Source organism: Micromonospora pallida (assembly GCF_900090325.1).
Classification (GTDB): domain Bacteria; phylum Actinomycetota; class Actinomycetes; order Mycobacteriales; family Micromonosporaceae; genus Micromonospora; species Micromonospora pallida.
In genome coordinates this window covers 117,850-142,186 of the sequence record NZ_FMHW01000002.1, presented here as the reverse complement: position 1 = coordinate 142,186, position 24,337 = coordinate 117,850, and the positions used below count along the sequence as shown (strand labels likewise).

The following is a 24,337-nucleotide window of genomic DNA, read 5'->3' as shown; positions in this document are numbered from 1 at the left end:
GGCTCGCAGGTCCCTGGCGGGAACCTGCGGGCCACCGCCCGTCGCGGGTGACGCCGGGCTCGCGACCCGATTCAGCCGACGGCGGCCAGGTCGGTCAGCCGGGCGAGCGAGTCCTCCAGGTCGGCGCCGACCCGACGCAGGCCGAGCCGGAGCAGGGCCGCCTTGACCGGACCGGCCGGCCAGCGAACGACGATGAGGCGGACGACGGTGCCGCCCTCCTCCTCCTCGTCAGCGGTGAGTTGGACGTAGATCTCGGTGCGCGCCTCCGCCCGGGCACCGGCCCCCTTGGCACGCTCCCGCCAACCGATGAGGTTGGGTTCCTGGAAGGCGATCACCTCCGCCTCGTGCGCCGCGCCGCGCCCGGCCTGGACCAGTTGCCGCCGACCGTAGCCCTCTCCCGAGAGCACCTCGGCCGCCCGTACGCCGGCCAGCCAGGCTGGCAACTGCTCAGCCCGCTGCACCACGTCCCAGACCGCTTCCACCGGCGCCGCCACGTGCGCACTGCGTTCCACGAGGATCATCTCTGTCTTTCCCCCACTGAGGACATCCGCGATATTCCGCACTCTATGCGTCAAAACGGACAGAAAGGGACGTGTTTGGAAAAGACACGCCGAAATCCCTTGACGAAGCGTCAACGACCCGTAGCGCGCCGCCACCTAAGGGATCTAGAGTCCTGAATGCGTTTCACATCGCATGGAGGGTGCATGACGACGCCGACGCCCGTGTTCCCCACCGGATTCCGCTGGGGCGTGTCCACCTCGGCCTACCAGGTCGAGGGCGCCGCCGGCACGGACGGTCGCGGTCCGTCGGTCTGGGACACCTTCGCCCACCAACCAGGACGGATCGCCGACGGCAGCACCGGCGACGTCGCCTGCGACCACTACCACCGGTACGCCGAGGACGTCGCGCTGATGGCCGGGCTCGGCGTCGACGCGTACCGGTTCTCGGTGGCCTGGCCCCGGGTCCAGCCGGCGGGGTCCGGCCCGGCCGAGCCGCGTGGCTTGGACTTCTACGACCGTCTGGTGGACGCGCTGCTGGCCCGGAACATCGACCCGGTCGCCACCCTCTACCACTGGGACCTGCCGCAGCCCCTTGAGGACGCCGGCGGCTGGCTCGTCCGGGACACCGCCCACCGCTTCGCCGAGTACGCCGACCTGGTGGCCGCCCGCCTCGGTGACCGGGTACGGCTCTGGATCACCCTCAACGAGCCGTTCGTGCACCTGAGCTTCGGCCACGGCCTGGGCACCCACGCCCCCGGCCGGCAACTCCTCTTCGACGCTGTCCCGGTCGCCCACCACCAGCTCCTCGGGCACGGGCTGGCGGTCGCCGCGCTGCGGGCCCGGACGAGCAGCCCGGTGGCGATCACCAACAACTACTCCCCGGTGCGGATCCTCGGCCACACCGGCACCGACACCGACACCGGCAGCGGCAGCGGCAGCGGCAGCGGCAGCGACGCCGACCGGGCCGCCGGGGCGGCGTACGACGCTCTGCACAACCGGCTCTTCACCGACCCGGTGCTCGGCCTCGGCTACCCGCCCGGTCTCGGGCCCGCCCCGGAACTCGTCCGCGACGGGGACCTGGCCACCATCGCCGCGCCGATCGACGTGCTGGGCGTGAACTACTACAACCCCACCGGCGTCCGCGCTCCGGAGGAGGGTTCGCCGCTGCCGTTCGAGCTGGTCGAGCTGGACGGGTACCCGCGCACCGCCTTCGACTGGCCGGTGGTCCCGGACGGGTTGCGCGAACTGCTGGTCGGCCTGCGCGACCGGTACGGCGACGCGCTGCCGCCGATCGAGATCACCGAGAGCGGCTGCGCGTACGACGACGAACCCGACGCCGACGGCCGGGTGCACGACCCGGAACGGATCACCTACCTGGACGGTCACCTGCGCGCGGTGCGGGCGGCCGTCGACGAGGGCGTGGACGTGCGCGGCTACTTCGTCTGGTCCGTGCTGGACAACTGGGAGTGGGCGGAGGGCTTCACCAAGCGGTTCGGCCTGGTACACGTCGATTTCGACACCCTGGCCCGTACCCCCAAGTCGTCGTACGCCTGGTACCGGGACGTGATCGCCCGCAGCCGCCAGGACAGCGCGTGAGTCCCCGCGGGTCCGGCGGTGCGCGGCGGGCCACGGTGAGCACTGTCGACCCGGCCCCCGGCGTGCTGCCGGCCGCGCTCGCCGAACCGACCGCGCCGGTCCGGCGCGGCTGGATCGCCCTGCTCGTCGCCGCCAACCTCGGCCTCTGGATGGCCTTCTTCACCCCACTCCAGGTGCTCCTGCCGCAGCAGGTCGAGCGGATCGCCCCGGACGCCAAGGAGACGATGCTCGCGGTGGTCACCGGGTTCGGGGCGCTCGCCGCCGTCCTGGCCAACCCGCTGGCCGGCGCGCTGTCGGACCGTACCGTCGCCCGGATCGCCGGCCGGCGTCTCGGCCGCCGGCACCTGTGGACGGCGGGCGGCGCGGTGCTCGGCGCCCTGGCCCTGATCCTGCTGGCCCGGCAGCGGACCATCCTCGGGGTGACGGTGGCCTGGGTCGCCGCCCAGGTCTGCTTCAACGCGATGCTGGCCAGCCTGACCGCGGCCGTGCCGGACCGGGTGCCGGTCGCCCAGCGGGGCGCGGTCTCCGGCTGGGTCGGGATTCCCCAGCCGGTCGGCCTGGTGTGCGGGGTCCTGCTGGTCACCACGTTGGCCACCGGCGGCACCGCCGGCTACCTCGTGGTCGCGGCGGCCGTGCTGGTGCTCGCCCTGCCCTTCGCCCTGTTCACCCCGGACGACGCGCTGCCCCGCGCGCACCGGCCGGCGGTACGGCCCCGCGCACTGCTGGCCGCCGTCGACCCGCGCCGGCACCCCGACTTCGGCTGGGCCTGGATCACCCGGTTCCTGATCCAGCTCGGCAACGCGCTGGGCACGCTCTACCTGCTGTACTTCCTCACCGACGGGGTGCGTCACCCCGACCCGGGCGGCGCGCTGCTGGTGCTGATCCTGATCTACTCGGCCGGGCTGGTCACCACCACCGTGCTCGCCGGCTGGCTGTCGGACCGCACCGGGCGGCGGCGGGTCTTCGTGGTCGTCGCCGGGGTGGTGATCGCGGGGGCGGCGCTGCTGCTCGCCGCCGCGCCGGTCTGGTCGGTCGTGGTCGTCGCCGCGCTGCTGCTCGGCGCGGGCTACGGCGTCTACCTGTCGGTGGACGCCGCGCTGATCACCCAGGTGCTGCCCGCCGCCACCGACCGGGCCCGGGACCTCGGCGTGATCAACATCGCCAACTCGGCGCCGCAGGTGCTCGGTCCGGCGATCTCGGCCCCGATCGTGGTGCACCTCGGCGGGTACCCGGCGCTCTACGGGGCGACCGCCCTGCTGACCCTGCTCGGCAGCGTCCTGGTCCTGAAGATCCGCACCGTCCGCTAGCCCGGGCTGGGGTGGTAGCAGGGACGGGCTGGGGCGGGCTGGGGTGGTAGCAGGGGGCCCCTGCACGACAAAAAGCGGTAACAAGGGCCCCCTCCTACCACCAAGACGCAGCAGCCGTACGCTGGAAGGCGTGACGGTACGTGTGCGTTTCGCCCCCTCCCCGACCGGTATGTTCCACGTCGGCGGTGCCCGCTCGGCCCTGCAGAACTGGATCTACGCCAAGCAACAGGGCGGGGTGTTCGTGCTCCGCATCGAGGACACCGACGCGGCGCGGAACAAGCCGGAGTGGACCGAGGGCATCCTGTCCGCGCTGGACTGGATCGGCATCGCGCGCGGCAGCTACGAGGGGCCGTACTTCCAGTCGCAGAACGCCGGTGAGCACCGGGCCGCCGCCGCGCGCCTGTACGAGTCGGGCCGGGCGTACTACTGCGACTGCACCCGGGAGGCGGTGCAGGCCCGCAGCGGCTCGCAGTACGCCGGCTACGACAGCTTCTGCCGGGACCGGGGCCTCGGGCCCGGCGAGGGGCGGGCGCTGCGCTTCCGTACGCCGGACGAGGGCGCGACCGTGGTGGTCGACCTGATCCGGGGTGAGCCGACCTTCGAGAACAAGCTGATCGAGGACTTCGTTATCGCCCGGGGCGACGGATCCCCGGTCTTCCTGCTGGCCAACGTGGTCGACGACATGACCATGGGGATCACCCACGTGATCCGGGCCGAGGAGCACCTGCCGAACACCCCCAAGCAGCAGCTCCTCTGGGACGCCCTCGGCGTGAAGCCGCCGGTCTGGGCGCACGTGCCGGTGGTGGTCAACGAGAAGCGGCAGAAGCTCTCCAAGCGCCGCGACAAGGTCGCCCTGGAGGCGTACCGGGACGAGGGCTACCTCGCTGACGCGATGCGCAACTACCTGATGCTGCTCGGCTGGGCGCCGTCCAACGACCGGGAGATCGTCCCGTGGTCGGTGATCGAGGAGGAGTTCCGGCTGGCGGAGGTCAACCCCTCCCCCGCCTTCTTCGACGAGAAGAAGCTGCGCGCGTTCAACGGCGAGTACATCCGCGCGCTGCCGGTGGCGGAGTTCGTCGCCGCCTGCCAGCCGTGGCTGACCGGCACCGGGACGATCCCGCCGCCGCCGTGGCAGCCCGAGGAGTTCGACGCGGACGCGTTCGCGGCGGTCGCCCCGCTGGCCCAGACCCGGATCGCGCTGCTCAGCGAGATCGTGCCGAACGTGGACTTCCTCTTCCTCGCCTCGCCGCTGGTTGACGAGGCGGCCTGGGCGAAGGCGATGAAGGAGGGCGCGGGCGAGCTGCTGGACGCCGCGACCGCCGCCTTCGAGGCGCTGGAGTCCTGGGACGCGGAGACGCTCAAGTCGACCCTGGAGGCGGTCGGCACGGAGCGTGGCCTCAAGCTCGGCAAGACCCAGGCCCCGGTCCGGGTCGCGGTGACCGGACGCAGCGTCGGGCTGCCGCTGTTCGAGTCGATGGAGGTCCTCGGCCGCGAGCGCACCCTGGCCCGGTTGCGCGCCGCCCGGGTCCGGCTTCCCTGACCGTACGCCTCCCGACAGCCGCCGCGCGGGCGTGACCCGCCCGGCGGCTGTTCGCGTCGGCCCCCGGTGTGCCTCCGGCGGATACTGATCAAGAGGTTCGCGTCACCGGGGCAGGGGAAGTCTCTTGACCAACGCGGGTGGGGGGCGGGTCAGTCGGTCGGGCGGGGACGGCGGCGGAGCAGCAGGACGGCGACGAGCGCCGCGAGCACGGTGAGCGCGCCGACTCCCCAGAACCAGGCGGACGTACCGTTGTCGGTGTCGGCGGCCGGTTGGGCGGCCGGCGGGGCGGAACTGCCGGCGGCCGTCGGGTCAGCCGGGGCCGGCGTGGGTGACGCGGCGACGGGCGACGGGGACGGGTCGGCCGGGGTGCCGGTGGTCATGGTGAAGCGGACCTCGCCGTCGATCGGGTGGCCGTCCGCCGAGGCGACCTCGTACTCGACGATGTAGAGCCCGGCCCCGCCCGGTACGAAGGGCACGCTCACCCGGGACCCATTGATCGTCGGGGTACCCCGGGACGCGGGCACGTTGTCCGGTCCGGTTACTGTGATCTTCGTCGTGTTCGGATCGAGCCGGGCGAGGAAACGTAGCTCGATCCTGGTCGGAGCCTCTGCCAGTCGCGCGCCGTCAGCGGGAACGCTGCCGGTCAGTGAGTTGTGCGCGGCGGCCGGTGCCGCCGACCAGAGCGACATGCCGAGCGCCACGGCGACCGTGACCAGCCACCCTGTCAGCCGTAGGACTCTGCCCCCATGCTTCCTCCCCTAAAGGTACGATCCGCCCACCGATCAGACGTCCAGTCATTAGTCGGGACGAGATCGCAGATAGTTCAAAATACTGTTCTGAAAGCTGCAACCGAACGACGGCCGGCGGAGTCTGAGAAGAGTGTCCCCGGCCCTGACCGGCGTGGTCGTGCCAGCTCCATCCAGCGTGACCAGCAGCAGAGCCATCCATCGATACGGGGCGAGGAGGCGGCAGTGGTCCGAAGGGTGAGTCGGCTGCTCGTCGCGGTGGTCGGGGCGGCGTTGGCGGCGGTCATGTCGGTCGGCACGGCGCACGCCGCGCCCACGCTGGCAGCCGCGCCCAAGCCGGCACCGGCCGGGGTGGACATCACCGGGGAGGGGCTGGCCGAGCCGCTGCGGTTGCGGGCCGACACCGACGCGGCCCACGTGACCGCGGTCATCGACCAGGTCAACTGGTTCGGTACGAGCGGCGCGGCCTCGGGTCCGAAGGCGGCCGACCTCGGTCCGAAGTACACGGTCGTGGTGCTGGCCGGCGACCAGCCCAAGCAGACCTTCGATCTCTACCCGCTCGCCAAGGGCGGCCCTCGGGCGTTCCGTCCGGCCAAGCAGCCGGTCGCGACGAAGGTCCGGGCCGGCTGGTTCCTCGGCCGGCTCAACATGTCCGAGACGCTGCGGACGGCCGGAGTTCCCCTGCCCCGACAGGTCGAGACGGTCAGCGGCGGGGTCGGCGGCGGCGAGCGGATGATCCCGGAAGAGACCCTCGACCCGGGCCGGGACATCGACCAGGCCTTCGGCGAGCTGCGGCGCCTGCTGCTGTTGAACGCGGGCGTGGTGATCGTCATCACGATGGGACTCGCCGGGATCGCGCTGTTGATCCGGCGCCGCACCCGCTGACGACGGCCGCCGCACCGGACACGTCGGACGCCGGGCACTCCTCGCTGGGGGTGCCCGGCGTCGTGTGTCGTACCGGTCGGTGGCGTCAGCGGCGCGTCGTACGGGTGGTCAGCACCAGCGGCGCGGCGGGCGCTCCCGACGGGTGGCGCGCTGACTCGGCCGGACCGGCCCGTGCCGGTGCGCGCCGGCCCAGCCGGGCAGGTCGCTGCGGCAGGACGACTGGCCGGCCGGTTCCGGCTCGACGCAGTCGGCGACCCGTTGCCGGGGCACCGGTGGGTCCTCCTCGGCGGGTCGGCTGACCGGCTCGGTCACCGGCGGTATTCCCATCGACGACCGCCGGTGGGTGTGGTGCTTGCCGGACCCCTGGTGGTCGTGGTGGCCCGGCCGGCAGGCGTCGCCCTGGGCGCAGCCGTGCTCGGCCTCCCCGTGCGCCATGTCCGGTCTCCTCACGCTCGCCGTGACCCCTCGTCGCGCCGCCGCCGGATGGTGTCCGGTGCCGCGCGGTCGCGTCCGTGGAAGTTCCACGCGCCGCACCTTGCCCTGTCACCGTACTGGCCGGGCGCGTCCAGCGGTACGTCGCATGCGTAACTCCGTCGCCAGGCGGTCGGATGGCAGCGGCCGGCGGCTGGACAAGCACGGTGGTCGATCCGATGGGACGGTCAGCCGGTCCGGGCCGAGGGCCGGCCGGGTCGTAGCGTACGCGCGACGAACGGCACGAGCGTCAGGTCCGGGCGGGGATCCGGCCCGGCGCAGCGAGCGGCGCGACCCTCAGGTCAGGCCGGCCGCGGCGAGCGGCGTGACGGTCAGGTCCGGGCGGGGATCCGGCCTCGGGCAGCGTACGCGGCGAGCGGCACGACGGTCAGCGCCAGCAGCCAGCCGCCGAGGACGTCCGTGGGCCAGTGGGCCAGCAGCGCCACCCGGGTCAGGCTGACGAACAGCGCGAACGCCGTGGCCACCGACACCACCACGAGCCGCCCGGTCCGGGCCAGCCGGGGCCAGGTGAGCAGCACGACGGCCAGCGCCGCGGCGACCGCGTTGCTGGTGTGCCCGCTCGGGAAGCCGTTGCTGGTGACGACGACGAAGCCGTCCAGCGGGCGGGGGTTGTACAGCAACCAGTGGGCCAGTCCCCAGAGCACCGGCACGGTCACGGTCACCGTGGCGCAGAACACCGCCGCCGGGCGGTCGCACCGGACGGCCAGCAGGATCGCGGCGAGCAGACCGGCGGCCATGAACGGGACGGTGGCGGCCACGTCGGTGAGGATCCGCAGCGCCGAGACGAGGTCGGGACGCGGCTGGCCGTACGCCCGGAACGCCTCGCTGAGCGCGTGGTCGGCGCGGTCCAGCGGCGCCCAGTCGGTGAGGACCGGAACCGCCAGCGCGAGCAGGGCGGCCAGGGCGAACAGCGGTACGGGGAGCGACGGGCGCGCGATCATCGCCAATCATGGCACGTCGTGGGGCTCGGGCTGGGTGCCCGACGGTGTGCGTGTCAGGCTAGGGCGGTGACCGAGCCGGGGGGTACGCAACTGGCCGCCACGCTGCGTCGGATCGAACGCGCGGCGGGGGCCCTGGCCACGGCGAGCGTGGCCCGGATGGACGAGACCCTGCCCTGGTTCCGGGCGCTCCCGGCCGACCAGCGGTCCTGGGTGATGCTGGTCGCCCAGGCCGGCGTCCGGTCGCTGGTGCAGTGGCTGCGCGACGGCGGCGGGCGGGCGGACAGCACCCAGGAGGTCTCCGACGAGGTCTTCGCCATCGCCCCGCAGGCCCTCGCCCAGTCGATCAGCCTCCAGCAGACCGTCGCGCTGATCAAGGTGACCATCGACGTGGTCGAGGAGCAGGTCCCGCACCTGGCCGCCGAGGGCGAGGAACAGCAACTGCGGGAGGTCGTACTGCGCTTCTCCCGGGAGATCGCCTTCGCCTCCGCGCGGGCGTACGCGCGGGCCGCCGAGGTGCGGGGTTCCTGGGACGCCCGGCTCCAGGCCCTGTTGGTGGACGCGCTACTGCGCGGTGACTCCTCGGACGTGCTGGCCAGCCGGGCCGCCGCGCTGGGCTGGGCGGACGCGCCGCCGGTGGCGGTGGCGGTGGGACGCTCGCCGGGCGGCGAGGTGGCCGCGGTGCTGCACACCGTCTACCGGCTGGCCCGCCGGATCCGGGTCGGGGTGATCGGCGGGGTGCACGGCGACCGGTTGGTGGTGGTGCTGGGCGGCGCACCCGACCCGCTGGCCGCCACCGAGAAGCTGCTGCCGGCGTTCGGTGAGGGGCCGGTGGTGGTCGGTCCGGCCGTACCGAGCCTGGACGAGGCGACCGAGTCCGCGCGGTCGGCGCTGGCCGGGTACCGGGCGGCCCCGGCCTGGCCGGCCGCGCCGCGTCCGGTGGAGGCCGCCGCCCTGCTGCCGGAGCGGGCGCTGGCCGGGGATGCCGAGGCCCGTCGGCGGTTGCGGCAGGACTACTACGCCACCCTGGTCCGGTCCGGGGGTGAGCTGCTGGAGACCCTGGACGCGTTCTTCGCCGCCGGTGGGGTGTTGGAGAGCACCGCCCGGGCCCTCTTCGTGCATCCGAACACGGTGCGGTACCGACTGCGCCGGATCGCCGAGGTGAGCGGTCTGTCCCCGTTGGTCCCCCGGGACGCTTTCGCCCTCCAGGTGGCGCTGACCGTCGGCCGGTTGGACCCGGTCACGCCGGTACTGCCCGCACCGTTGAGCGGTGGGCGCGGGGACGAACGCTGACGGTGATCTTTTGTAGGATCCCCACAAAGGTTCTAGTGTGGTTTGGTACCTGTCGACAACGCACCACCGCCAAGATTCAGCCACAGTCATAGACGTGCTCGCCGTACTCTCTCCCGGCCAGGGTTCGCAGAAACCCGGCTTCCTGACCCCGTGGCTCGACCTCACCGGCACCGAGACACGGCTCCGGTGGTGGTCGGCGCTGGCCGGTGTCGACCTGCTGCACCTGGGCACCGCCGCCGACGCGGACGAGATCAAGGACACCGCCCGCACCCAACCGCTGCTGGTCGCGGCGTCCCTGCTCGCCGCAGAACACCTGCCGATGGGGGACGTCGGGCTCACCGCCGGCCACAGCGTCGGCGAACTGGGTGCCACCGCGCTGGCCGGGGCGCTCTCCGCCGAGGCCGCAATCGCCCTGGCCGGCGTGCGCGGTCGGGAGATGGCAGCGGCCTGCGCGCTGGAGCCGACCAGCATGGCGGCCGTGCTCGGCGGAGACGCCGACGAGGTGCTCGCCGTCGTCGAGAAGCACGGGCTGCACCCGGCTAACCGGAACGCCACCGGCCAGGTGGTCGCCGCCGGCTCCACCGAGGGGATCGACAAGCTCGCCGCCGAACCGCCGGCCGGCGCCCGGATCATGCGGCTGAAGGTGGCCGGGGCGTTCCACACCCCGTACATGGCCCCGGCCGAGGCCGCGCTCACCGCCGTCGCCGCCGGGATCACCGTCCAGGACCCGGCCCGGATCCTGCTGTCCAACCTCGACGGCACCGCCGTGCCGCACGGCCGGGAGATGGTGCAGCGCCTCGTCCGGCAGGTCACCGCCCCGGTCCGCTGGGACCTCTGCATGGCGACCCTGGTCGACCTCGGAGTGACCGGCGTGATCGAGCTGCCCCCGGCCGGCACCCTGAGCAACCTCATCAAGCGGGAGTACAAGGGCTCCGACGCGCTGCCGGAGATCGTCACCCTGAACACCCCGGCAGACCTGCCGGCCGCCCGCGACCTGATCGCCCGGCACGGCTCGATCGGAGGACACTAGCTGTGAGCGGAAGCCGGATCATTTCCCTCGGCCACTACCAGCCCTCGCGGGTGGTGACCAACGACGAGATCGCCCAGCTCGTGGAGACCAACGACGAGTGGATCCGGGACCGGGTGGGCATCGCCAGCCGGCGGATCGCCGACGGTGAGACGGTGGCCGACATGGCCGCCGCCGCCGCGGACAAGGCGCTGGCCAACTCCGGGCTGACCGCCGCCGACATCGACCTCGTGGTGGTGGCCACCTGCACCTCGGTCGACCGTAGCCCGAACGTCGCCTGCCGGGTCGCCGCCAAGCTGGGCATCAACGCGCCGGGCGCGTTCGACCTGAACACCGCCTGCTCGGGCTTCGCGTACGCGCTAGGCACCGTCGACCACGCCATCCGGGCCGGGGCCTCCCGCAACGCGCTGGTCATCGGTGCGGAGAAGCTCTCCGACTTCATCGACTGGACCGACCGCTCGACCTGCATCATCTTCGGCGACGGGGCGGGCGCGGCGGTGGTCACGGCCACCGCCGAGGACGAGCCGACCGGGGTCGGCCCGGTAGTGTGGGGCTCGGTCCCGGAGAAGAGCGACGCGGTCCGGATCGAGGGCTGGCGGCCGTACATCCAGCAGGAGGGGCAGGCGGTCTTCCGCTGGGCCACCACCGAGCTGGCCCCGCTGGCCCTCCAGGCCTGCGAGCGGGCCGGTGTGCGTCCGGAGGAACTGGCCGCGTTCGTGCCGCACCAGGCCAACGGCCGGATCATCGACGGCATCGCCCGCCGGCTCGGCATCCCGGACGCTGTCATCGCCAAGGACATCGTCGAGTCCGGCAACACCTCGGCGGCGAGCGTGCCGATGGCCCTCTCCAAGCTGGTCGAACGGCGGGAGGTGCCCTCCGGCGCACCGGTGCTGCTGTTCGGGTTCGGTGGTGGCCTGACCTACGCCGGCCAGGTCGTCCGCTGCCCCTGAGGCCCCGGCGCGGATCCGTCCGCGCGGGTGCCCCCGATGTCGGCGCGGGTCCGCCCGCACTGATGTCCCCTGATGTCCCGGCGCGGGTCCGCCCGCGCCGCCGCCCCTGAGGTCGACGCGGATCCGCGCCGACCGCTGATGTCCGGCGTGGTTCCGCCACGCCGTTCCCGCCCGGCCGTACCGCCGCCGGGTGCGTACAACCCTTTATGAGAGGAAACACAGCGCAATGACCCGTGAAGAGATCACCGCCGGACTCGCCGAGATCCTCGACGAGGTGGCCGGGGTGAACAAGGACGAGGTCGCCGAGGAGAAGTCGTTCACCGACGACCTCGACGTCGACTCGCTCTCCATGGTCGAGGTCGTGGTGGCGGCGGAGGAGAAGTTCGGCGTCAAGATCCCGGACAACGAGGTGCAGAACCTGAAGACCGTCGGCGACGCGGTCACCTACATCGAGGCGCAGTCCTGATCATGAGTCGCACCGACGTCGTCGTCACCGGGCTCGGCGCGACGACCCCGCTGGGCGGGGACGTCACGTCGACCTGGGACGCCATGCTCGCCGGCCGCTCCGGGGTGAGTGCGCTCACCCTGGAGTGGGCCGGCCAGCTCCCGGTCCGGATCGCCGCGCAGCTCGCGGTGGACCCGTCCGGGCTGCTGGACAGGGTGAAGCTGCGCCGGCTCGACCGGTCCGAGGCGATCGCCCTGATCGCCGCGCACCAGGCCTGGGCGGACGCCGGCCTGGCCGACTCCGGGCTCGACCCGGAGCGGCTGGGGGTGAGCATCGGCTCCGGCATCGGCGGTGCGGTGACGCTGCTCAACCAGGACGACATCCTGGAGGCCTCCGGTCCCCGCCGGGTCTCCCCGCACACCGTGCCGATGCTCATGCCGAACGGCCCCGCCGCCTGGGTGGGGCTGGAGCTGGGCGCCCAGGCGGGCGTCCACGCGGTCGCCAGCGCCTGCGCCACCGGCGCGGAGGCGATCGCGCTCGGCTTGGACATGATCCGCGCCGGCCGGGCCGACGTGGTGGTGGCCGGCGGCACCGAGGCGGTCATCCACCCGCTGCCGATGGCCGGTTTCGCCTCCATGCGGGCGATGTCCACCCGCAACGACGATCCGGAACGCGCCTCCCGGCCATGGGACAAGGGCCGCGACGGCTTCGTCCTCGGCGAGGGCTCCGGGGTGGTGGTGCTGGAACGCGCCGACCACGCCGCGGCCCGGGGCGCGCGGGTCTACGCCCGGCTCGCCGGGGCCGGCATCACCAGTGACGGGTACGACATCGTCCAGCCGCACCCGGAGGGGGCGGGCGCGATCCGGGCCATCACGAAGGCGATCGCCGACGCGGACGTGGCCCGGCAGGACATCGTCCACGTCAACGCGCACGCCACGTCCACGCCGGTCGGGGACCTGGCCGAGGTCGTGGCCCTGCACAAGGCGCTCGGTGACCACCCCGTGGTGACCGCGACCAAGTCGATGACCGGGCACCTGCTCGGTGCGGCCGGCGCGCTGGAGTCGATCGCCACCATCCTGGCGATCCGCGACAGCGTCGTGCCGCCGACCATCAACCTGGACGACCCGGACGACGGTCTCGACCTCGAGGTGGCCGCCAACAAGGCACGCCACCTGGAGATCCCCGCCGCGCTGAACAACTCGTTCGGCTTCGGCGGACACAACGTGGCGCTCGTCTTCACGCGCGCCTGAGACCGCCGCTCCGCCCGGGGGACGGGACCGCCACCGTCGTACGTACGACCGGCGTCCGTCCCCCGCGGTCTGCGCGCAGGGGCCCCTGTCACCGGCCGGTGTGCCGAGGCAGCGGGCCCCTGCGCACGCCCGGCACCGCACCGAGGCCGAGGGTGTCCGGGACCGGGTTGACTCGCCGGTGCCGGTTCACTGGCCCGTGCCGGATCTCACCAGCCGGTGCCGGTCGCGGACGGGGCGAACACGACGCTCCAGGGCCGCGCCGCCTCCGCCTGCGGAACGGCCAACGGCTCCGGGGCTCCCTCGTCCAGGGTCGCCGCGGCGACCTCCGCGAACCGCTCCGCCGCCGGGTGCGGCGACTGGGCCGGCCAGGCAGCGGACATGGTCGTACGCAGCGGACGACCGGTGACGGGACGCCAGACCACCCGCGGCTCCCGGCGGGCGACGCTTTCCGGTTGGAACGCCACGCCGTGGCCGGCGAGCACCAGTCCCAGCAGGAACTCCGGGTTCCGCGCGTGCCGGATCCGCGCCGGCGTGAAGCCGTGCTGTCGGCACACGTCGAGGACGTGGTCGTGCCAGCCCGAGGCGGTGACCCGTGGCGGCAGGACGAGGCCGTGACCAGCGAGGTCCGCCAGCGCCAGTTCCGGCAGCCGGGCCAGCGGTGACCCACGCGGCAGGAGCACCCCGAGCGGTACCCGTACCGTCGGGCCGAATCGCAGGTCGGGGGCGTCGACCGGGTGGTGGACCAGGCCGACGTCGAGCCGGGCGTCGGCGAGCATCCGCAACTGTTCGCCGGTGGTCAGCTCCTGAAGGTCGACGTCGAGTCCGGGCACCTGCTCGGCGAGGTGGCGCAGGAGGGCCTGGAGCGTGACGGCGGGCGTCTCCGGGGGTACCCCGGCGCGCAGCGTACCCAGCTTGCCGTCGCGCACCAGGTGCATGAGCGCGCGCATGCGCTCCTCGCCGGCGAGGAGGCCGCGCGCCTCGTCGCGGAGCAGCCGGCCGGCGGCGGTGAGTGCGACCTGACGCCGGGAGCGGTCGAACAGGTCGACGCCCAACTCCCGTTCCAGCCGTTGGATCGACTGGCTGAGCGGGGGCTGGGCGATGCCGAGCAGTTCGGCGGCCCGGCCGAAGTGCAGTTCCTCCGCCGCCACCGCGAAGTGGCGCAGGTGCCGGAGGAGATCCACGCCCCGACGATAGGCGACCGGCTGCCCGCTACCGTGGCGGGATGCCGGCTGGGGACATCTTCGAGAGGGTGGGCGTCGAGGCCCGCCTGCACGTGGTCGACGTGGACAGCGGCCGGGAGGTCGGAATCCGCGCGGACGAGCAGGTCGTGATCGCGTCCGTGTTCAAGATCCTGCTCGTGCTGGAGTTCGCCCGGCAGGCAGTGGCCGGGCAGGTCGACCCCACCGAGCGGGTGCTCGTACGCGCCGAGGACCGGCTGGGTGGCTGGGGTACGGCCGGCTGCGCCGACGACGTGGAGCTGTCCCTGCGCGACCTGGCGTACCTGACCATGTCGGTCAGTGACAACACGGCCGCCGACCTGCTGATGCGCCGCGTCGGCCCGGACGTGGTACCGCTGCTCGCCGCCGAGTTGGGGCTCGCCCGTACCCGGGTGGTCGGCGGGCCGCGCCAGGTGCTGGAGTCGATGTTCGCCGACGTGGGGGCGCGGGACGCCGGCGAGTTCGCCCGGATCTTCGCCACCCTGCCCGAGGATCGGGTACGGGCCCTGCGGGTCTTCGATCCCGCGCACACCACCTCCAGTACCGCCCGGGAGATCACCCGGCTGCTGACCCTGATCTGGCGGAACGAGGCCGGCCCGGCCACCGCCTGCGCGATGGTGCGGGAGCTGATGGCCCGGCAGATGTTCTGGACCCGGCTCGCGTCCGGTTTCCCGCCCGACGTACGGGTGGCCGGCAAGACCGGCACGCTGCCCGGTCTGCACATCGAAGCCGGCGTGGTGGAGTACCCGGACGGCGGCCGGTACGCGGTCGCGGTCTTCGCGCAGACCCAGCGGTTGACCGCCCGCCGGATCGACGTCGACCTCGCCATGGGTGAGGCGGCCCGGACCGCGGTCGAGGCCCTGCGCGCGGCCTGAGCCGCGACCTGCCTGCCCCGCGAGATGGGCTCCCACGACGTGAGCAATACCTCAGCCGGCACTCGGCCGAGCCCCGCTGGGCAGGGCCGATACGCGACCCGATATGGCACCTGCGACCGGATCGTCTTGGACGCGCCGCGTCGGGCGGTGCTTCGCTGCCAGCCATGACCGATTCCCGACTCGGCCGCCGACGGTTCCTGGGCACCGCCGCCAGCGCGGCCGTGGCCACCGTCGCCACCACCGCAGCGACCCCCTCCGCCGTCTCCGCCGCGCCGGCCACGCGGCCCCGCGAGACGAGCGGTCCCGCCGCCACGTTCCGCTGGCTGGGCACCTCCGGCTGGCGGATCGACATCGGCGCGCGGACCGTGCTGGTGGATCCGTACCTCAGCCGCTTCGACACCGGGCTGTTCAACCCGCCGTTCAACCCAGCGACCCCGTTGACCGTCGACGTCTCGCGGATCGCGGACCACCCCGGCACTCCGCAGACGATCCTGGTCACCCACACCCACTGGGACCACTACAACGACGTACCGCACATCGCGGCGCAGTCCGGCGCCCGGGTGTTCGGCACGCTGACCGCGTACCACCTCGGGTTGGCCTACGGCCTGCCCACCGCCCAGCTCAGCCCGGTGAAGGGCGGCGAGGTGCTCGACTTCGGCGACTACACCGTCGAGGTGGTGTCGTCGCTGCACAGCCGCAACGGCTCGTACTCGATGGCCTTCCCCGGCGTCCGCCCCACCGTCCCGGCCAAGCCGGCGACGATCGCCGACCTGCCGGAGGGCGACACGCTCGCGTTCCAGGTGACCCCGCGCGGGGGGCCGTCGGTGTTCTTCATGGGCGCGAGCGACTTCGCCGAGCGCAACCTCGCCGGCCTGGCCCCCGACGTCGCGATGATCGCGGTGCCGAACACCGACTCCACCCACGAGTACGTGCCGCGCCTGCTGGCCGCGCTCGACTGGCCGGCCACCGTGGTGCCGGTGCACTGGGACAACTTCGAGACGGAGCTGACGAACCCGCCCCCGGTCACCGGGAACGACCAGCAGCGGCTCGACGCGTTCCTCGCCGACGTACGCCGGGTCGCGCCGCGTACCCGGATCCTGCTGCCGGAGTACCTGACGCCGTACACGTTCGCCTAAGTGGGCCGGGCGGCGTCGCGGGCCGGACGGCGCGCGACGCCGCCCAGGGTCAGCGCATGACGAGGCCGCCGTCGATCATGACGGACTGGCCGGTCATGTAGTCCGAGTCGGGGCTGGCCAGGTAGGAGACGAAGGCAGCGACGTCCTCCGGGGTCTCGACCCGGCCGAGGGGGATTCCGCCCGCGTACTTCTTGAGCGCCTCGCCCTGCTTCAGGCCGAGGTAGCCGCTGAGCTTCTGGTCGATGGCATCCCACATGTCGGTGCCGACGATCCCGGGACAGTAGGCGTTGACCGTGATGCCGAACTGCGCCAGTTCCTTCGCCGCAGCCTGGGTGAACCCGTTCACCGCGAACTTCGTCGCCGAGTACGCGCCGAGGTAGTCGAACGCGTCGTGCCCGGCGATCGAGGCGGCGTTGATGATCTTTCCGCCCCCGCCCTGCTTCTGCATCTGCGCCACGGCGGCCTGTAGGCAGTAGAGGACGCCGAAGACGTTCAGCCGGAACAGGGGTTCCAGTTCCTGGGGTGTCACCTCGGTCAGCGGCTTGATCTGGGCCATGCCGGCGTTGGAGACCATGATGTCGACCCGGCCGAGGTCGTCGGCGACCTTCGCCACCATGCCGAAGACGGCGTCCCGGTCGCTGACGTCGGCCGGCACCGCGACGGCCCGTCGACCTCGGGCCCGGATCTCCTCGGCCACCTTCTCGGCGCCCTCGGCCCGGACGTCGTTCACGGCCACGTCGGCACCGTCGTCCGCCAACCGCAGGGCGATCGCCCGGCCGATCCCCCGACCCGCTCCCGTAACGACCGCCACTTTGCCCTGAATGCCCATAATCGCCCCCTTTACGCCTCGGAGCGTATCGCCGGCAGCTGACTGGTGAGCGGCTTTTCCTGGATGGGGTTCCTGCACACCGCAGGGCTGGCGGACTGGCCGGTCCTCCGCCATCCCCGTCGCGGCGTTGCGGCGTCGCGGCGGATCCCGGCTGATTCTTGGACAGTTACCGTCCAATCGCGACGGTAACTGTCCAAGATCTGCGACGACGGGGAGCGGGTAGCGGGGCCAAGCGGTTCAACGCACGGTGACTGGGCTCCGGGCGACGTCTGGGGCGCTCCGCCTGTCGCGGCGGGACTCCCGGGCGACGATCGACAGCGCGGCGGCCACGACACACAGCGCTGCCCCACCCCACCAGGCATAGGTGTAGGTATCGAAGACGTCCCGGACGACGCCGGCGCCGAACGCCGCGGCGGCCGCACCGAGCTGATGGGCGGTGAAGACCCAGCCGAACACGATGGTGCCGCGCGCGCCGAAGATCGTGCGGCACAGCGTCGCCGTGGGCGGGACGGTGGCCACCCAGTCGAGGCCGTAGACGACCACGAACAGGATCATGCTCGGGGGCACCTGGTCCGCCAACAGCCAGGGCAGTACGAGCAGGCCCACCCCTCGGAAGGCGTAGTACGCGACCAGGAGCTTGCGCGGGTCGAACTTGTCGGTCAGCCAACCGGACGCGATGGTGCCGGCGATGTCGAAGACGCCCACCGCCGCCAGCAGACCCGCCGCGGTGGTGGCGGGCATGCCGTGGTCGTGGGCGGAGGGGATGAAGTGGATGCCGACGAGCCCGTTCGTGGTCGCGCCGCAGATCGCGAAGGCGACCGCCAGCGCCCAGAACGCGCGGTGCCGGGCCGCGAAGGCCAGCCCCTCGACGGCACGCCGGAAGGCACCGCCCACCGCACGCGGTGGCGCGCTGTAACGCTGCGGATCAGCGCCGTACGGCAGCACACCACGGTCCTCGGGGTGGTCGCGGATGATCCACCACACCAGCGGTACGGCGACAAGCGCCGACCCGGCGATGACCAGCGACGCCGCCCGCCACCCCACACTCTCGGCCAGGGCGGCCACCGGCGGCAGGATCACCAACTGACCGGTCGCCGCCCCGGCGGTCAGCACACCCATCACGAGGCCGCGACGTGCGACGAACCACCGGTTGGCGATGGTCGCCGCGAACACCAGCGCCATCGCTCCGGTGCCGGTGCCGATCAGCAGGCCCCAGAAGACCAGTAGCTGCCACGAGGCCGTCATCAGGACGCTGCCGCCCGCGCCGAGCGCCACGAGCGACAGGGCGCCCGAGACCACCTGGCGCATGCCGAGGCGGTCCATCAGCGCGGCGGCGAAGGGTGCGACGAGCCCGTAGAGCACCAGGTTGATGCTCACGGCCAGCGACATCACGCTCGTCGACCAGCCGAACTCGTGGTGCAGCGGCACCAGCAACGCGCCCGGCGCGCCGCGGAAGCCGGCGGCCCCCAGCAACGCCAGGAACGCGACGACCGCGACCCACCAGGCCGGGTGGATACGTGACCGACGGGGTGTACGGGCGCGCTCAGCGGATCGTGGTGACATGAGTGCTGGCTTTCTTGAGCGAAGTTATATCCTGGTGATCACCGTACCCGAGACGTGAGGTGACCGAAAAGGCGATGCCGCTACGATCCGACTGGTCCGACGACCTGTGCCCGATCCGCCGCTCACTCGATGTGCTCGGGGACGGATGGGTGCTGCTGATCATCCGCGACGTGCTGCACGGCCGGGGCAAGTTCGACTCGTTGCGTCAGAGTCTCGGCATCTCGGAGGCGGTGCTCAGCCGCCGACTGCATGCCATGGTCGACGCCGGCCTGCTGGTACGCGTCGACTACGACAGCGGCGGACGTACCCGTCAGGGGTACGCGGCCACCGAGGCGGCGGCAGAACTGCTACCGGTGCTGCAACAGCTCGCGCTGTGGGGCGAACGGCACACACCGATGCCGGCGGACGGCGGGCACATGGCCATGATCCATCAGACGTGCGGCAACGAGACCACGCACGGGGAGGTGTGCAGCGCCTGCGGCGAAGCCCTCGTACCCGAGCACATGACCTGGGTGAAACCCTGGAAGAACGCGCGGGACAGGCTGGTCCCCCCAGGCGTCCTGGCCGACCCTGACGGCACGCGCGCCGGCACGGCCGACGCCACACCGCCGCCCCAGACCTGACCGGAACCTGACCGGGGCCTCACCCCGCCCCGCCTCCCGGCCCCGCGCCCCCGGCCCCGCGCCCCCTGACCCGCCCCGCGCCTCTGACCCGCCCCGCCCCCGACCCGCGTGCCTGGCCCGCGCGCCCGACCCGCCCCGGCCCGCACCTGGCCCACCCCGGCCACCGGCCCGATGATCCACTCCTCTTGCGGCATGTTGGGGTCTCCGAGGACCGAAACACCCCAACATGCCGCATGTCGTGTCGATCATCGGGCCGGGGACGCGGGGAGGGCCCCGCGCGGGGAGGGCCCCGCGCGGGGAGGGCCCTGGCGGGGACGGGCCTGGCGGGGGCAGCCCTGGCGCAGGGCGGGCTGGATAGGGTGAGGGCGCCCGGACTACGAGGAGTACGCGTGGAAGCGACCGAGATCCGCAAGCTCGCCGCGCTCGAGGACACCCACTGGTGGTACCGCGAGCGTCGGACGCTGCTGGGGCGGGCGCTGCGCCGGCTCGCGGCCTCGGGTCAGCGCCCCGGCCGGGCGTTGGACGTCGGCGCGGCCGGCGGCGGCAACACCCGCGTGCTGCGGGCGTACGGCTGGCAGCCGGTGGCGCTGGAGTTCAGCGTGGAGGGCGCGGAGGTGGCCCGGGAACGCGGGCTGAACGTGATCCGGGCCGACGCCCGGCGCCTGCCGGTCGCCTCGGCCGGACTGGACCTGGTGGTCGCCTTCGACATCCTCGAACACGTCGACGAGGATCATCTCGCCGCCGCCGAGATCCGCCGCACGCTGCGGCCGGGCGGTACGGCGCTGATCGCCGTACCGTGCGACATGCGGCTCTGGTCGGCGCACGACGTGGCGGTCGGGCACGTCCGCCGCTACGACCGGGAGTCGCTGCGGGCGACGGTGGAGAAGGCCGGACTGGTCGTCGACGAGCTGTGGAGCTGGAACGTACTGCTGCGGCCGGTCGCCGCGTGGCGCCGGCGTACCTCCACCGGCAGCGACCTGGGCGACCTGCCCGCTGTGGTCAACCTCGGGCTCCAGGCGGTCGTCGCCGCCGAACGGTACCTGCCGGTGAAGGGGCTGCCCGGGGTATCCCTGATGCTGCGCGCCCACCGCCCGCCCGCCTGACGACTTGAGTCTCCAGCCGCTGGAGGGTGCACGCTGTTGGCCGTGGACGACCGAACCGAGCTGTTCACCATCGGACAGCTCTCCGATCGCACCGGCCTGACCGTACGCACCATCCGGTTCTGGTCGGACGAGGGGCTGCTGCCGCCGACCGCCCGGTCCGGTGGCGGGTACCGCCTCTACGACGCCGCCGCTGTGGCCCGGTTGGAGCTGCTGCGGACCCTGCGTGACCTGGGTGTCGGCCTGGACGACGCCCGGCGGATCCTGGACCGGCAGGCCGGCGTCACGGACGTGGCACGGGCGCACGTCCGGGCGCTGGACGCCGAGATCCGGACGCTGCGGCTGCGTCGGGCGGTGCTGCGGTCGGTCGTCCGTCGCGGAAGCACGACCGAGGAGTTGAGACTCATGCACGACCTGGCCCGCCTCTCCGCCCGGGAGCGGCAGCAGATCATCGACGACTTCGTGGCGGAGGTGTTCATCGGCGTCGACCCGGACTCCCCCGCCGGCGGTATCGCCTCGGCGATGCGGTGCGCGGTCCCGGCGGACCTGCCCGACAATCCCACCGACGAGGAGGTGGACGCCTGGGTGGAGCTGGCCGAACTGGTCGCCGACCCGGCGTTCCGCCAGCGGACCCGGGAGATGGCGGTGGCCGGGGCGTCCGGCGGGGACACCCCGCCGGAGCCGATGCCCGACGCGACGCCGGCCCGGGACGCCCTCGCCGCCGGGATCGCCCCGGACTCCCCCACCGCCCGGGAGGTTGTCGACCGGATCATCGACCCGGCGCTCTCCGCTCAGGATCGGGTCGCGCTGGCCGACCGGATGGCCACCTTCACCGACCGACGGGTGGAGCGGTACTGGGAGCTGGTCGGGGTGCTGAACCGTCGGCCACCGTTCCCGCCGATGGTGCCGGCGGTGGAGTGGCTGATCGAGGCCCTACGCGCCACCCGCTGACCGCGCTCCCGCCCGCCACGACTCTGGCCGGATCCCCATCCAAGCTGGACAATGGGGCCATGAGAGGACGTATCTGGCCGGTCGCGCTCGCCCTGGGCATGGTCCTGACGGCGTACGGGCTGGTCGACGGCTTCAGAGCGGGGAGCGAGTACCAGGTCAACTTCGTCCGCAGCGGGGACGAGTGCACCAGCCGGGCCGACATCAACATCAACGCGAAGACCGGTCAGCGCATGATCTGCTTCGGCACCGTGCCCGAGGGGGATTCTCCCTTCACCCGGGCGGAGCGGGACCATGTGGTCGCGCTGGCCGAGCATCTCGGCGCGAACGCGGACGGTTTCACCGACGCCGACCGGCGGCAGGTCGAGGATCTCGTCCGCTCGATCGGCGCCGCGAACGGCGACCCCGACGAGACGGTGGACTGGGGATGGTCTCCGGGACGTGTCGCGTACCTGCTCGGGGTGCCGCTGTTGCTGGTCGGCGGGCTTGCCGTCCTGCTCGGCTGGTCGGACAAGCTGGCACGTTGACCGGTGCGCCCGGTGCCTCCCACTGACCGGTCCGGTCTCCGGATGCCGACGCCCCCGTCGGCATCCGGAGGCGGTCAGCGGGACGCGGGGATCGCCTCGTGGGCGAGGATCACCGCGCCGTGCAGGGCGGCGTCGTCGGCGAACCGGGAGAGCACCACCTCCGGCCGGTACGGCAGCACCGCGCCGAGCCGTTCGGTCAGCAGGCCCCGGATCAGGTCGCTGCCGGCCACCCCGCCCACCAGCACCACCCGCTGCGGGTCCAGCAGCAGGCAGCAGGTGACCAGGTGCCGGGCGAACTCGTCGACCCGGGCGGTGAGCGCGTCCCGGGCCGGGCCGGGACGCGCGGCCGCGGTGGCCAGCCCGGCCGCGCCGCCCGGTACGCCCAGTTCGTCGGCGAGCCGGTCCAGCGCCCGGCCGGAGAAGTCGAGTTCCAGCATGGTGCCCGGCCAGGGTCCACCGGCGACGGCGTACCCGATCTCGCCGGCCGCGCCCCGGTGGCCGGCGACGACCCGGCCGCCCACGGTGACCGCCGCCGCGACGCCGGTGCCGAGGCCGACCACCAGCCCGGGGTCGGCGTCGCGCAGCGCGCCGAGGCGTACCTCGGCCAGGGCGGCGGCGTTCAGGTCGTTGTCCACCGCGACGGCGGTCACCCCGAACCGGTCACGGACCGCGTCGGCCAGCCGCAGCCGGTCCCAACCGGGCACGTTCGGGGCCAGGTCGATGCCGTCCGGCCGGACCACGCCGGGCGAGGCCACGCCGGCCGCCGCGACCGGAGCGCCGACCTGCCCCAGCAGTTTCGCGGCCAACGCCAGCGCCCGGTCCAGTGCCTGCGGGGCGCCCTGTTCGGCGTGCGTGGGGACCCGTTCGCGGACCAGCAGCCGGCCCTGCCCGTCGGCCACCCCGACCGCCATCTTGGTGCCGCCGAAGTCGATGCCGAGCAGCACCGGCCGGTCACCGGCCACCGGCGCGGGCTGGGCCGCCCGGCCGGTCAGTCCGACGCTCACCGGTCGCGCCTACCGGTCGAGCGGGCGGGCGCGCTCACCCGGCTGCCCATTGCGCGGGCGGGCGCGTTCACCGGGCCGCCCGTTCGGCGGCGACGGCGTCGAGGGCCGCGTCGGCGCGGGCCAGCCGGTCGCGAACCGCGTCGAGCCGGCCGGTGACCCCGTCGAAGGCGACGCGCAGGGTCGCCACCTGGGCCCGTACCGCGTTCGCGCCGGGACCGTCGACCTGGACCCGGTCGAGCACCCGCTCGGGACGGACGGCGGCGGCGATTAGGCCGTCGATCGCGGCGTCGTCGAGTCCGTCGGCGATCCCCTCGGCCGCCGCGCGTACGTCTGCGGCGGTCCAGGTGTCCGGGGCACCGCCCCGGACCAGCCGGCCGACCACCGAGTGGGCGGCCCGGAACGGCACGCCGTGCCGGGTCAACGCGTCCGCGGCGGCGGTGGTGGTCGCCCCGGAGGCGACGATCTCCTCCGCCGACGGCGGCGCCAACGGTTCGATCTCGGCGAGGAAGCCGCCGAGCAGGGCGAAGAACCGGTTCGTCCGGTCGTTGCTCTCCCAGAGCCGGACCTGCACGTCGGTGGTGGCGTTGTTGGAGTCCTCCCACCAGGCCGCGCCGACGTTGTTGAGCACGCTGGCGGCGTCGGCGGCGGTCGCCCCGGCCATCGAGACCAGGTGTTCCAGCACCACCGGGTTGCGCTTCTGCGGCATGATGCTGCTGCCCTGGGTGAAGTCGCCGGGGGTGGTCACCCAGCGCCAGGTCAGCCAGTCCATCAGGGTGCGGGCCAGCCGCGCGCCGGTGGCGAGGGCCTGCGCGTTGAGCGTGCCCACCCGGACCAGGTGGTCGGCCCCGGCCACCGCCTCGTACGAGTTGGTGACCAGGGCGGCGAAGCCGAGCAGCTCGGCCACCCGGGCGGGGGCGATGTCCAGGTCGGTGCCGGCGAACGCGCAGGAGCCCAGCGGCGAGGTGTTGAGCAAGTCGATCAGGTCGGTGTACGCGACGGCCTCGCCGGCCAGCGCTTCGGCGTACCCGGCGAGGGCGTGCCCGATGGTGGTGGGCTGGGCGGGCCGGCGGTGCGTGTAGCCGGTGATCACCACGTCGGCGTACCGGTGCGCGGCGTCCAGCACGGTCGCCCCGGTGGCGAGCACCCGGTCGAGCACACCGACGAGCTGGTCGCGTAGGAGCATCCGGAACACCCCGGCGTCCAGGTCGTTGCGGCTACGGGCCATCTGCACGTCCAGTTCGGACGCGGGAATGCCGCACGCCTCGGCGAGCCGCTTCTCCAGCAGGTAGTAGGTGTCCTCGAAGGTGCCGTCGAACTCCGGCGCGGGCGTGGCGTCGGCGCGCAGTTCGGCGAGGCCGCGCAGCAGCCGGGCGCCCCGTTCGGCGGGGACGAGCCCCTGCTCGGTCAGCATCACCACGTGTGCCTGGCTGGCCCGCACCATCGCCGGAAACAGGTACCCGACGTGGTGGTCGTACGTGGGCCGCAGGTGGTGCCGCTGGTAGGTGGTCAGCGGGGGTGTGCTCATGACGGGTGTCTTCTTCCTTCC

23 protein-coding genes and 1 pseudogene are annotated in these 24,337 nt (G+C 73.2%); 15 read left to right on the top strand and 9 right to left on the bottom strand.

Features of this window, described 5'->3' with window-relative positions:
* Window positions 1-71 precede the first annotated feature (71 nt).
* On the bottom strand, window positions 72-521 hold the full coding sequence (locus tag GA0074692_RS00815) for an SRPBCC family protein (protein ID WP_091638590.1): 450 nt from the start codon (window positions 519-521) through the stop codon (window positions 72-74).
* Window positions 522-704: 183 nt separating this feature from the next.
* On the opposite strand from GA0074692_RS00815, the gene GA0074692_RS00810 reads away from it, so the two are divergent.
* The 3 genes from GA0074692_RS00810 (at window position 705) to gltX (ending at window position 4,943) form a co-directional block, all read left to right on the top strand.
* Complete coding sequence (locus GA0074692_RS00810; RefSeq protein ID WP_091638589.1) at window positions 705-2,096, top strand: GH1 family beta-glucosidase; 1,392 nt, start codon at window positions 705-707, stop codon at window positions 2,094-2,096.
* 35 nt (window positions 2,097-2,131) lie between these two features.
* On the top strand, window positions 2,132-3,403 hold the full coding sequence (locus GA0074692_RS00805) for an MFS transporter (protein ID WP_091652266.1): 1,272 nt from the start codon (window positions 2,132-2,134) through the stop codon (window positions 3,401-3,403).
* A 130-nt stretch (window positions 3,404-3,533) separates the two neighbouring features.
* Window positions 3,534-4,943 carry a glutamate--tRNA ligase gene (gene gltX, locus GA0074692_RS00800; RefSeq protein WP_091638588.1) on the top strand — a complete coding sequence of 470 codons (1,410 nt, stop codon included), beginning with the start codon at window positions 3,534-3,536 and terminating at the stop codon, window positions 4,941-4,943.
* A 149-nt stretch (window positions 4,944-5,092) separates the two neighbouring features.
* Here the strand turns inward: gltX and GA0074692_RS00795 are convergent, their stop codons facing one another.
* The gene (locus GA0074692_RS00795) at window positions 5,093-5,644 is read right to left on the bottom strand and encodes a copper resistance CopC family protein (protein WP_245730050.1); all 552 of its coding nucleotides are present in this window, start codon (window positions 5,642-5,644) and stop codon (window positions 5,093-5,095) included.
* A 270-nt stretch (window positions 5,645-5,914) separates the two neighbouring features.
* On the opposite strand from GA0074692_RS00795, the gene GA0074692_RS00790 reads away from it, so the two are divergent.
* Window positions 5,915-6,574, top strand: a complete 660-nt coding sequence (locus GA0074692_RS00790; protein WP_091638587.1) for a hypothetical protein — start codon at window positions 5,915-5,917, stop codon at window positions 6,572-6,574.
* A 108-nt stretch (window positions 6,575-6,682) separates the two neighbouring features.
* Here GA0074692_RS00790 and GA0074692_RS00785 read toward each other — a convergent pair whose 3' ends face one another.
* Together GA0074692_RS00785 and GA0074692_RS00780 are read right to left on the bottom strand one after the other, a co-directional pair.
* Window positions 6,683-7,009, bottom strand: a complete 327-nt coding sequence (locus tag GA0074692_RS00785; RefSeq protein WP_091638586.1) for a hypothetical protein — start codon at window positions 7,007-7,009, stop codon at window positions 6,683-6,685.
* 368 nt (window positions 7,010-7,377) lie between these two features.
* A complete protein-coding gene (locus GA0074692_RS00780) occupies window positions 7,378-8,007 on the bottom strand; it encodes a phosphatase PAP2 family protein (protein WP_091652260.1) in 630 nt (209 codons plus the stop codon).
* 18 nt (window positions 8,008-8,025) lie between these two features.
* Between GA0074692_RS00780 and GA0074692_RS00775 the strand changes: the two genes are divergently transcribed.
* The 5 genes and pseudogenes from GA0074692_RS00775 to fabF all read left to right on the top strand — a co-directional run bounded on the left by GA0074692_RS00775 (window position 8,026) and on the right by fabF (window position 12,969).
* A complete protein-coding gene (locus tag GA0074692_RS00775) occupies window positions 8,026-9,297 on the top strand; it encodes a PucR family transcriptional regulator (protein ID WP_176738246.1) in 1,272 nt (423 codons plus the stop codon).
* A 94-nt stretch (window positions 9,298-9,391) separates the two neighbouring features.
* Window positions 9,392-10,324: pseudogene (locus tag GA0074692_RS00770) on the top strand (ACP S-malonyltransferase); the annotation flags it as partial.
* 5 nt (window positions 10,325-10,329) lie between these two features.
* The gene (locus tag GA0074692_RS00765) at window positions 10,330-11,274 is read left to right on the top strand and encodes a beta-ketoacyl-ACP synthase III (RefSeq protein WP_091638584.1); all 945 of its coding nucleotides are present in this window, start codon (window positions 10,330-10,332) and stop codon (window positions 11,272-11,274) included.
* 226 nt (window positions 11,275-11,500) lie between these two features.
* Window positions 11,501-11,740: an acyl carrier protein gene (locus tag GA0074692_RS00760; protein WP_091638583.1), complete on the top strand. Its 240-nt coding sequence runs from the start codon at window positions 11,501-11,503 to the stop codon at window positions 11,738-11,740.
* Window positions 11,741-11,742: 2 nt separating this feature from the next.
* Window positions 11,743-12,969 carry a beta-ketoacyl-ACP synthase II gene (gene fabF / locus GA0074692_RS00755; RefSeq protein WP_091638582.1) on the top strand — a complete coding sequence of 409 codons (1,227 nt, stop codon included), beginning with the start codon at window positions 11,743-11,745 and terminating at the stop codon, window positions 12,967-12,969.
* A gap of 206 nt (window positions 12,970-13,175) precedes the next feature.
* Here fabF and GA0074692_RS00750 read toward each other — a convergent pair whose 3' ends face one another.
* Window positions 13,176-14,150, bottom strand: coding sequence for a LysR family transcriptional regulator (locus GA0074692_RS00750; protein ID WP_091638581.1), 975 nt, complete (start codon window positions 14,148-14,150; stop codon window positions 13,176-13,178).
* 41 nt (window positions 14,151-14,191) lie between these two features.
* On the opposite strand from GA0074692_RS00750, the gene GA0074692_RS00745 reads away from it, so the two are divergent.
* On the top strand, window positions 14,192-15,061 hold the full coding sequence (locus GA0074692_RS00745) for a serine hydrolase (RefSeq protein ID WP_091638580.1): 870 nt from the start codon (window positions 14,192-14,194) through the stop codon (window positions 15,059-15,061).
* A gap of 164 nt (window positions 15,062-15,225) precedes the next feature.
* Window positions 15,226-16,197: an MBL fold metallo-hydrolase gene (locus GA0074692_RS00740; RefSeq protein WP_091638579.1), complete on the top strand. Its 972-nt coding sequence runs from the start codon at window positions 15,226-15,228 to the stop codon at window positions 16,195-16,197.
* A 49-nt stretch (window positions 16,198-16,246) separates the two neighbouring features.
* On the opposite strand, the gene GA0074692_RS00735 is transcribed toward GA0074692_RS00740, so the two are convergent.
* Together GA0074692_RS00735 and GA0074692_RS00730 are read right to left on the bottom strand one after the other, a co-directional pair.
* On the bottom strand, window positions 16,247-17,008 hold the full coding sequence (locus GA0074692_RS00735) for an acetoin reductase (protein ID WP_218106510.1): 762 nt from the start codon (window positions 17,006-17,008) through the stop codon (window positions 16,247-16,249).
* A 255-nt stretch (window positions 17,009-17,263) separates the two neighbouring features.
* Window positions 17,264-18,589, bottom strand: a complete 1,326-nt coding sequence (locus GA0074692_RS00730; protein WP_091638577.1) for an MFS transporter — start codon at window positions 18,587-18,589, stop codon at window positions 17,264-17,266.
* A gap of 74 nt (window positions 18,590-18,663) precedes the next feature.
* Here GA0074692_RS00730 and GA0074692_RS00725 point away from each other — a divergent pair, with 74 nt between their 5' ends.
* The 4 genes from GA0074692_RS00725 to GA0074692_RS00710 all read left to right on the top strand — a co-directional run bounded on the left by GA0074692_RS00725 (window position 18,664) and on the right by GA0074692_RS00710 (window position 21,787).
* On the top strand, window positions 18,664-19,212 hold the full coding sequence (locus tag GA0074692_RS00725) for a winged helix-turn-helix transcriptional regulator (RefSeq protein ID WP_091652251.1): 549 nt from the start codon (window positions 18,664-18,666) through the stop codon (window positions 19,210-19,212).
* Between the two features lie 389 nt (window positions 19,213-19,601).
* Window positions 19,602-20,315: a class I SAM-dependent methyltransferase gene (locus GA0074692_RS00720; RefSeq protein WP_091638576.1), complete on the top strand. Its 714-nt coding sequence runs from the start codon at window positions 19,602-19,604 to the stop codon at window positions 20,313-20,315.
* 42 nt (window positions 20,316-20,357) lie between these two features.
* Window positions 20,358-21,263 carry a helix-turn-helix domain-containing protein gene (locus tag GA0074692_RS00715; protein ID WP_091638575.1) on the top strand — a complete coding sequence of 302 codons (906 nt, stop codon included), beginning with the start codon at window positions 20,358-20,360 and terminating at the stop codon, window positions 21,261-21,263.
* A 59-nt stretch (window positions 21,264-21,322) separates the two neighbouring features.
* Window positions 21,323-21,787 (top strand): hypothetical protein, encoded by a 465-nt coding sequence (locus tag GA0074692_RS00710; protein WP_141725101.1) that lies wholly within the window; start codon window positions 21,323-21,325, stop codon window positions 21,785-21,787.
* Window positions 21,788-21,861: 74 nt separating this feature from the next.
* Here the strand turns inward: GA0074692_RS00710 and GA0074692_RS00705 are convergent, their stop codons facing one another.
* Both GA0074692_RS00705 and GA0074692_RS00700 read right to left on the bottom strand, forming a co-directional pair.
* A complete protein-coding gene (locus GA0074692_RS00705) occupies window positions 21,862-22,791 on the bottom strand; it encodes an ROK family protein (RefSeq protein WP_245730046.1) in 930 nt (309 codons plus the stop codon).
* A gap of 67 nt (window positions 22,792-22,858) precedes the next feature.
* Window positions 22,859-24,316: an argininosuccinate lyase gene (locus GA0074692_RS00700; RefSeq protein ID WP_091638573.1), complete on the bottom strand. Its 1,458-nt coding sequence runs from the start codon at window positions 24,314-24,316 to the stop codon at window positions 22,859-22,861.
* Window positions 24,317-24,337: the final 21 nt, after the last annotated feature.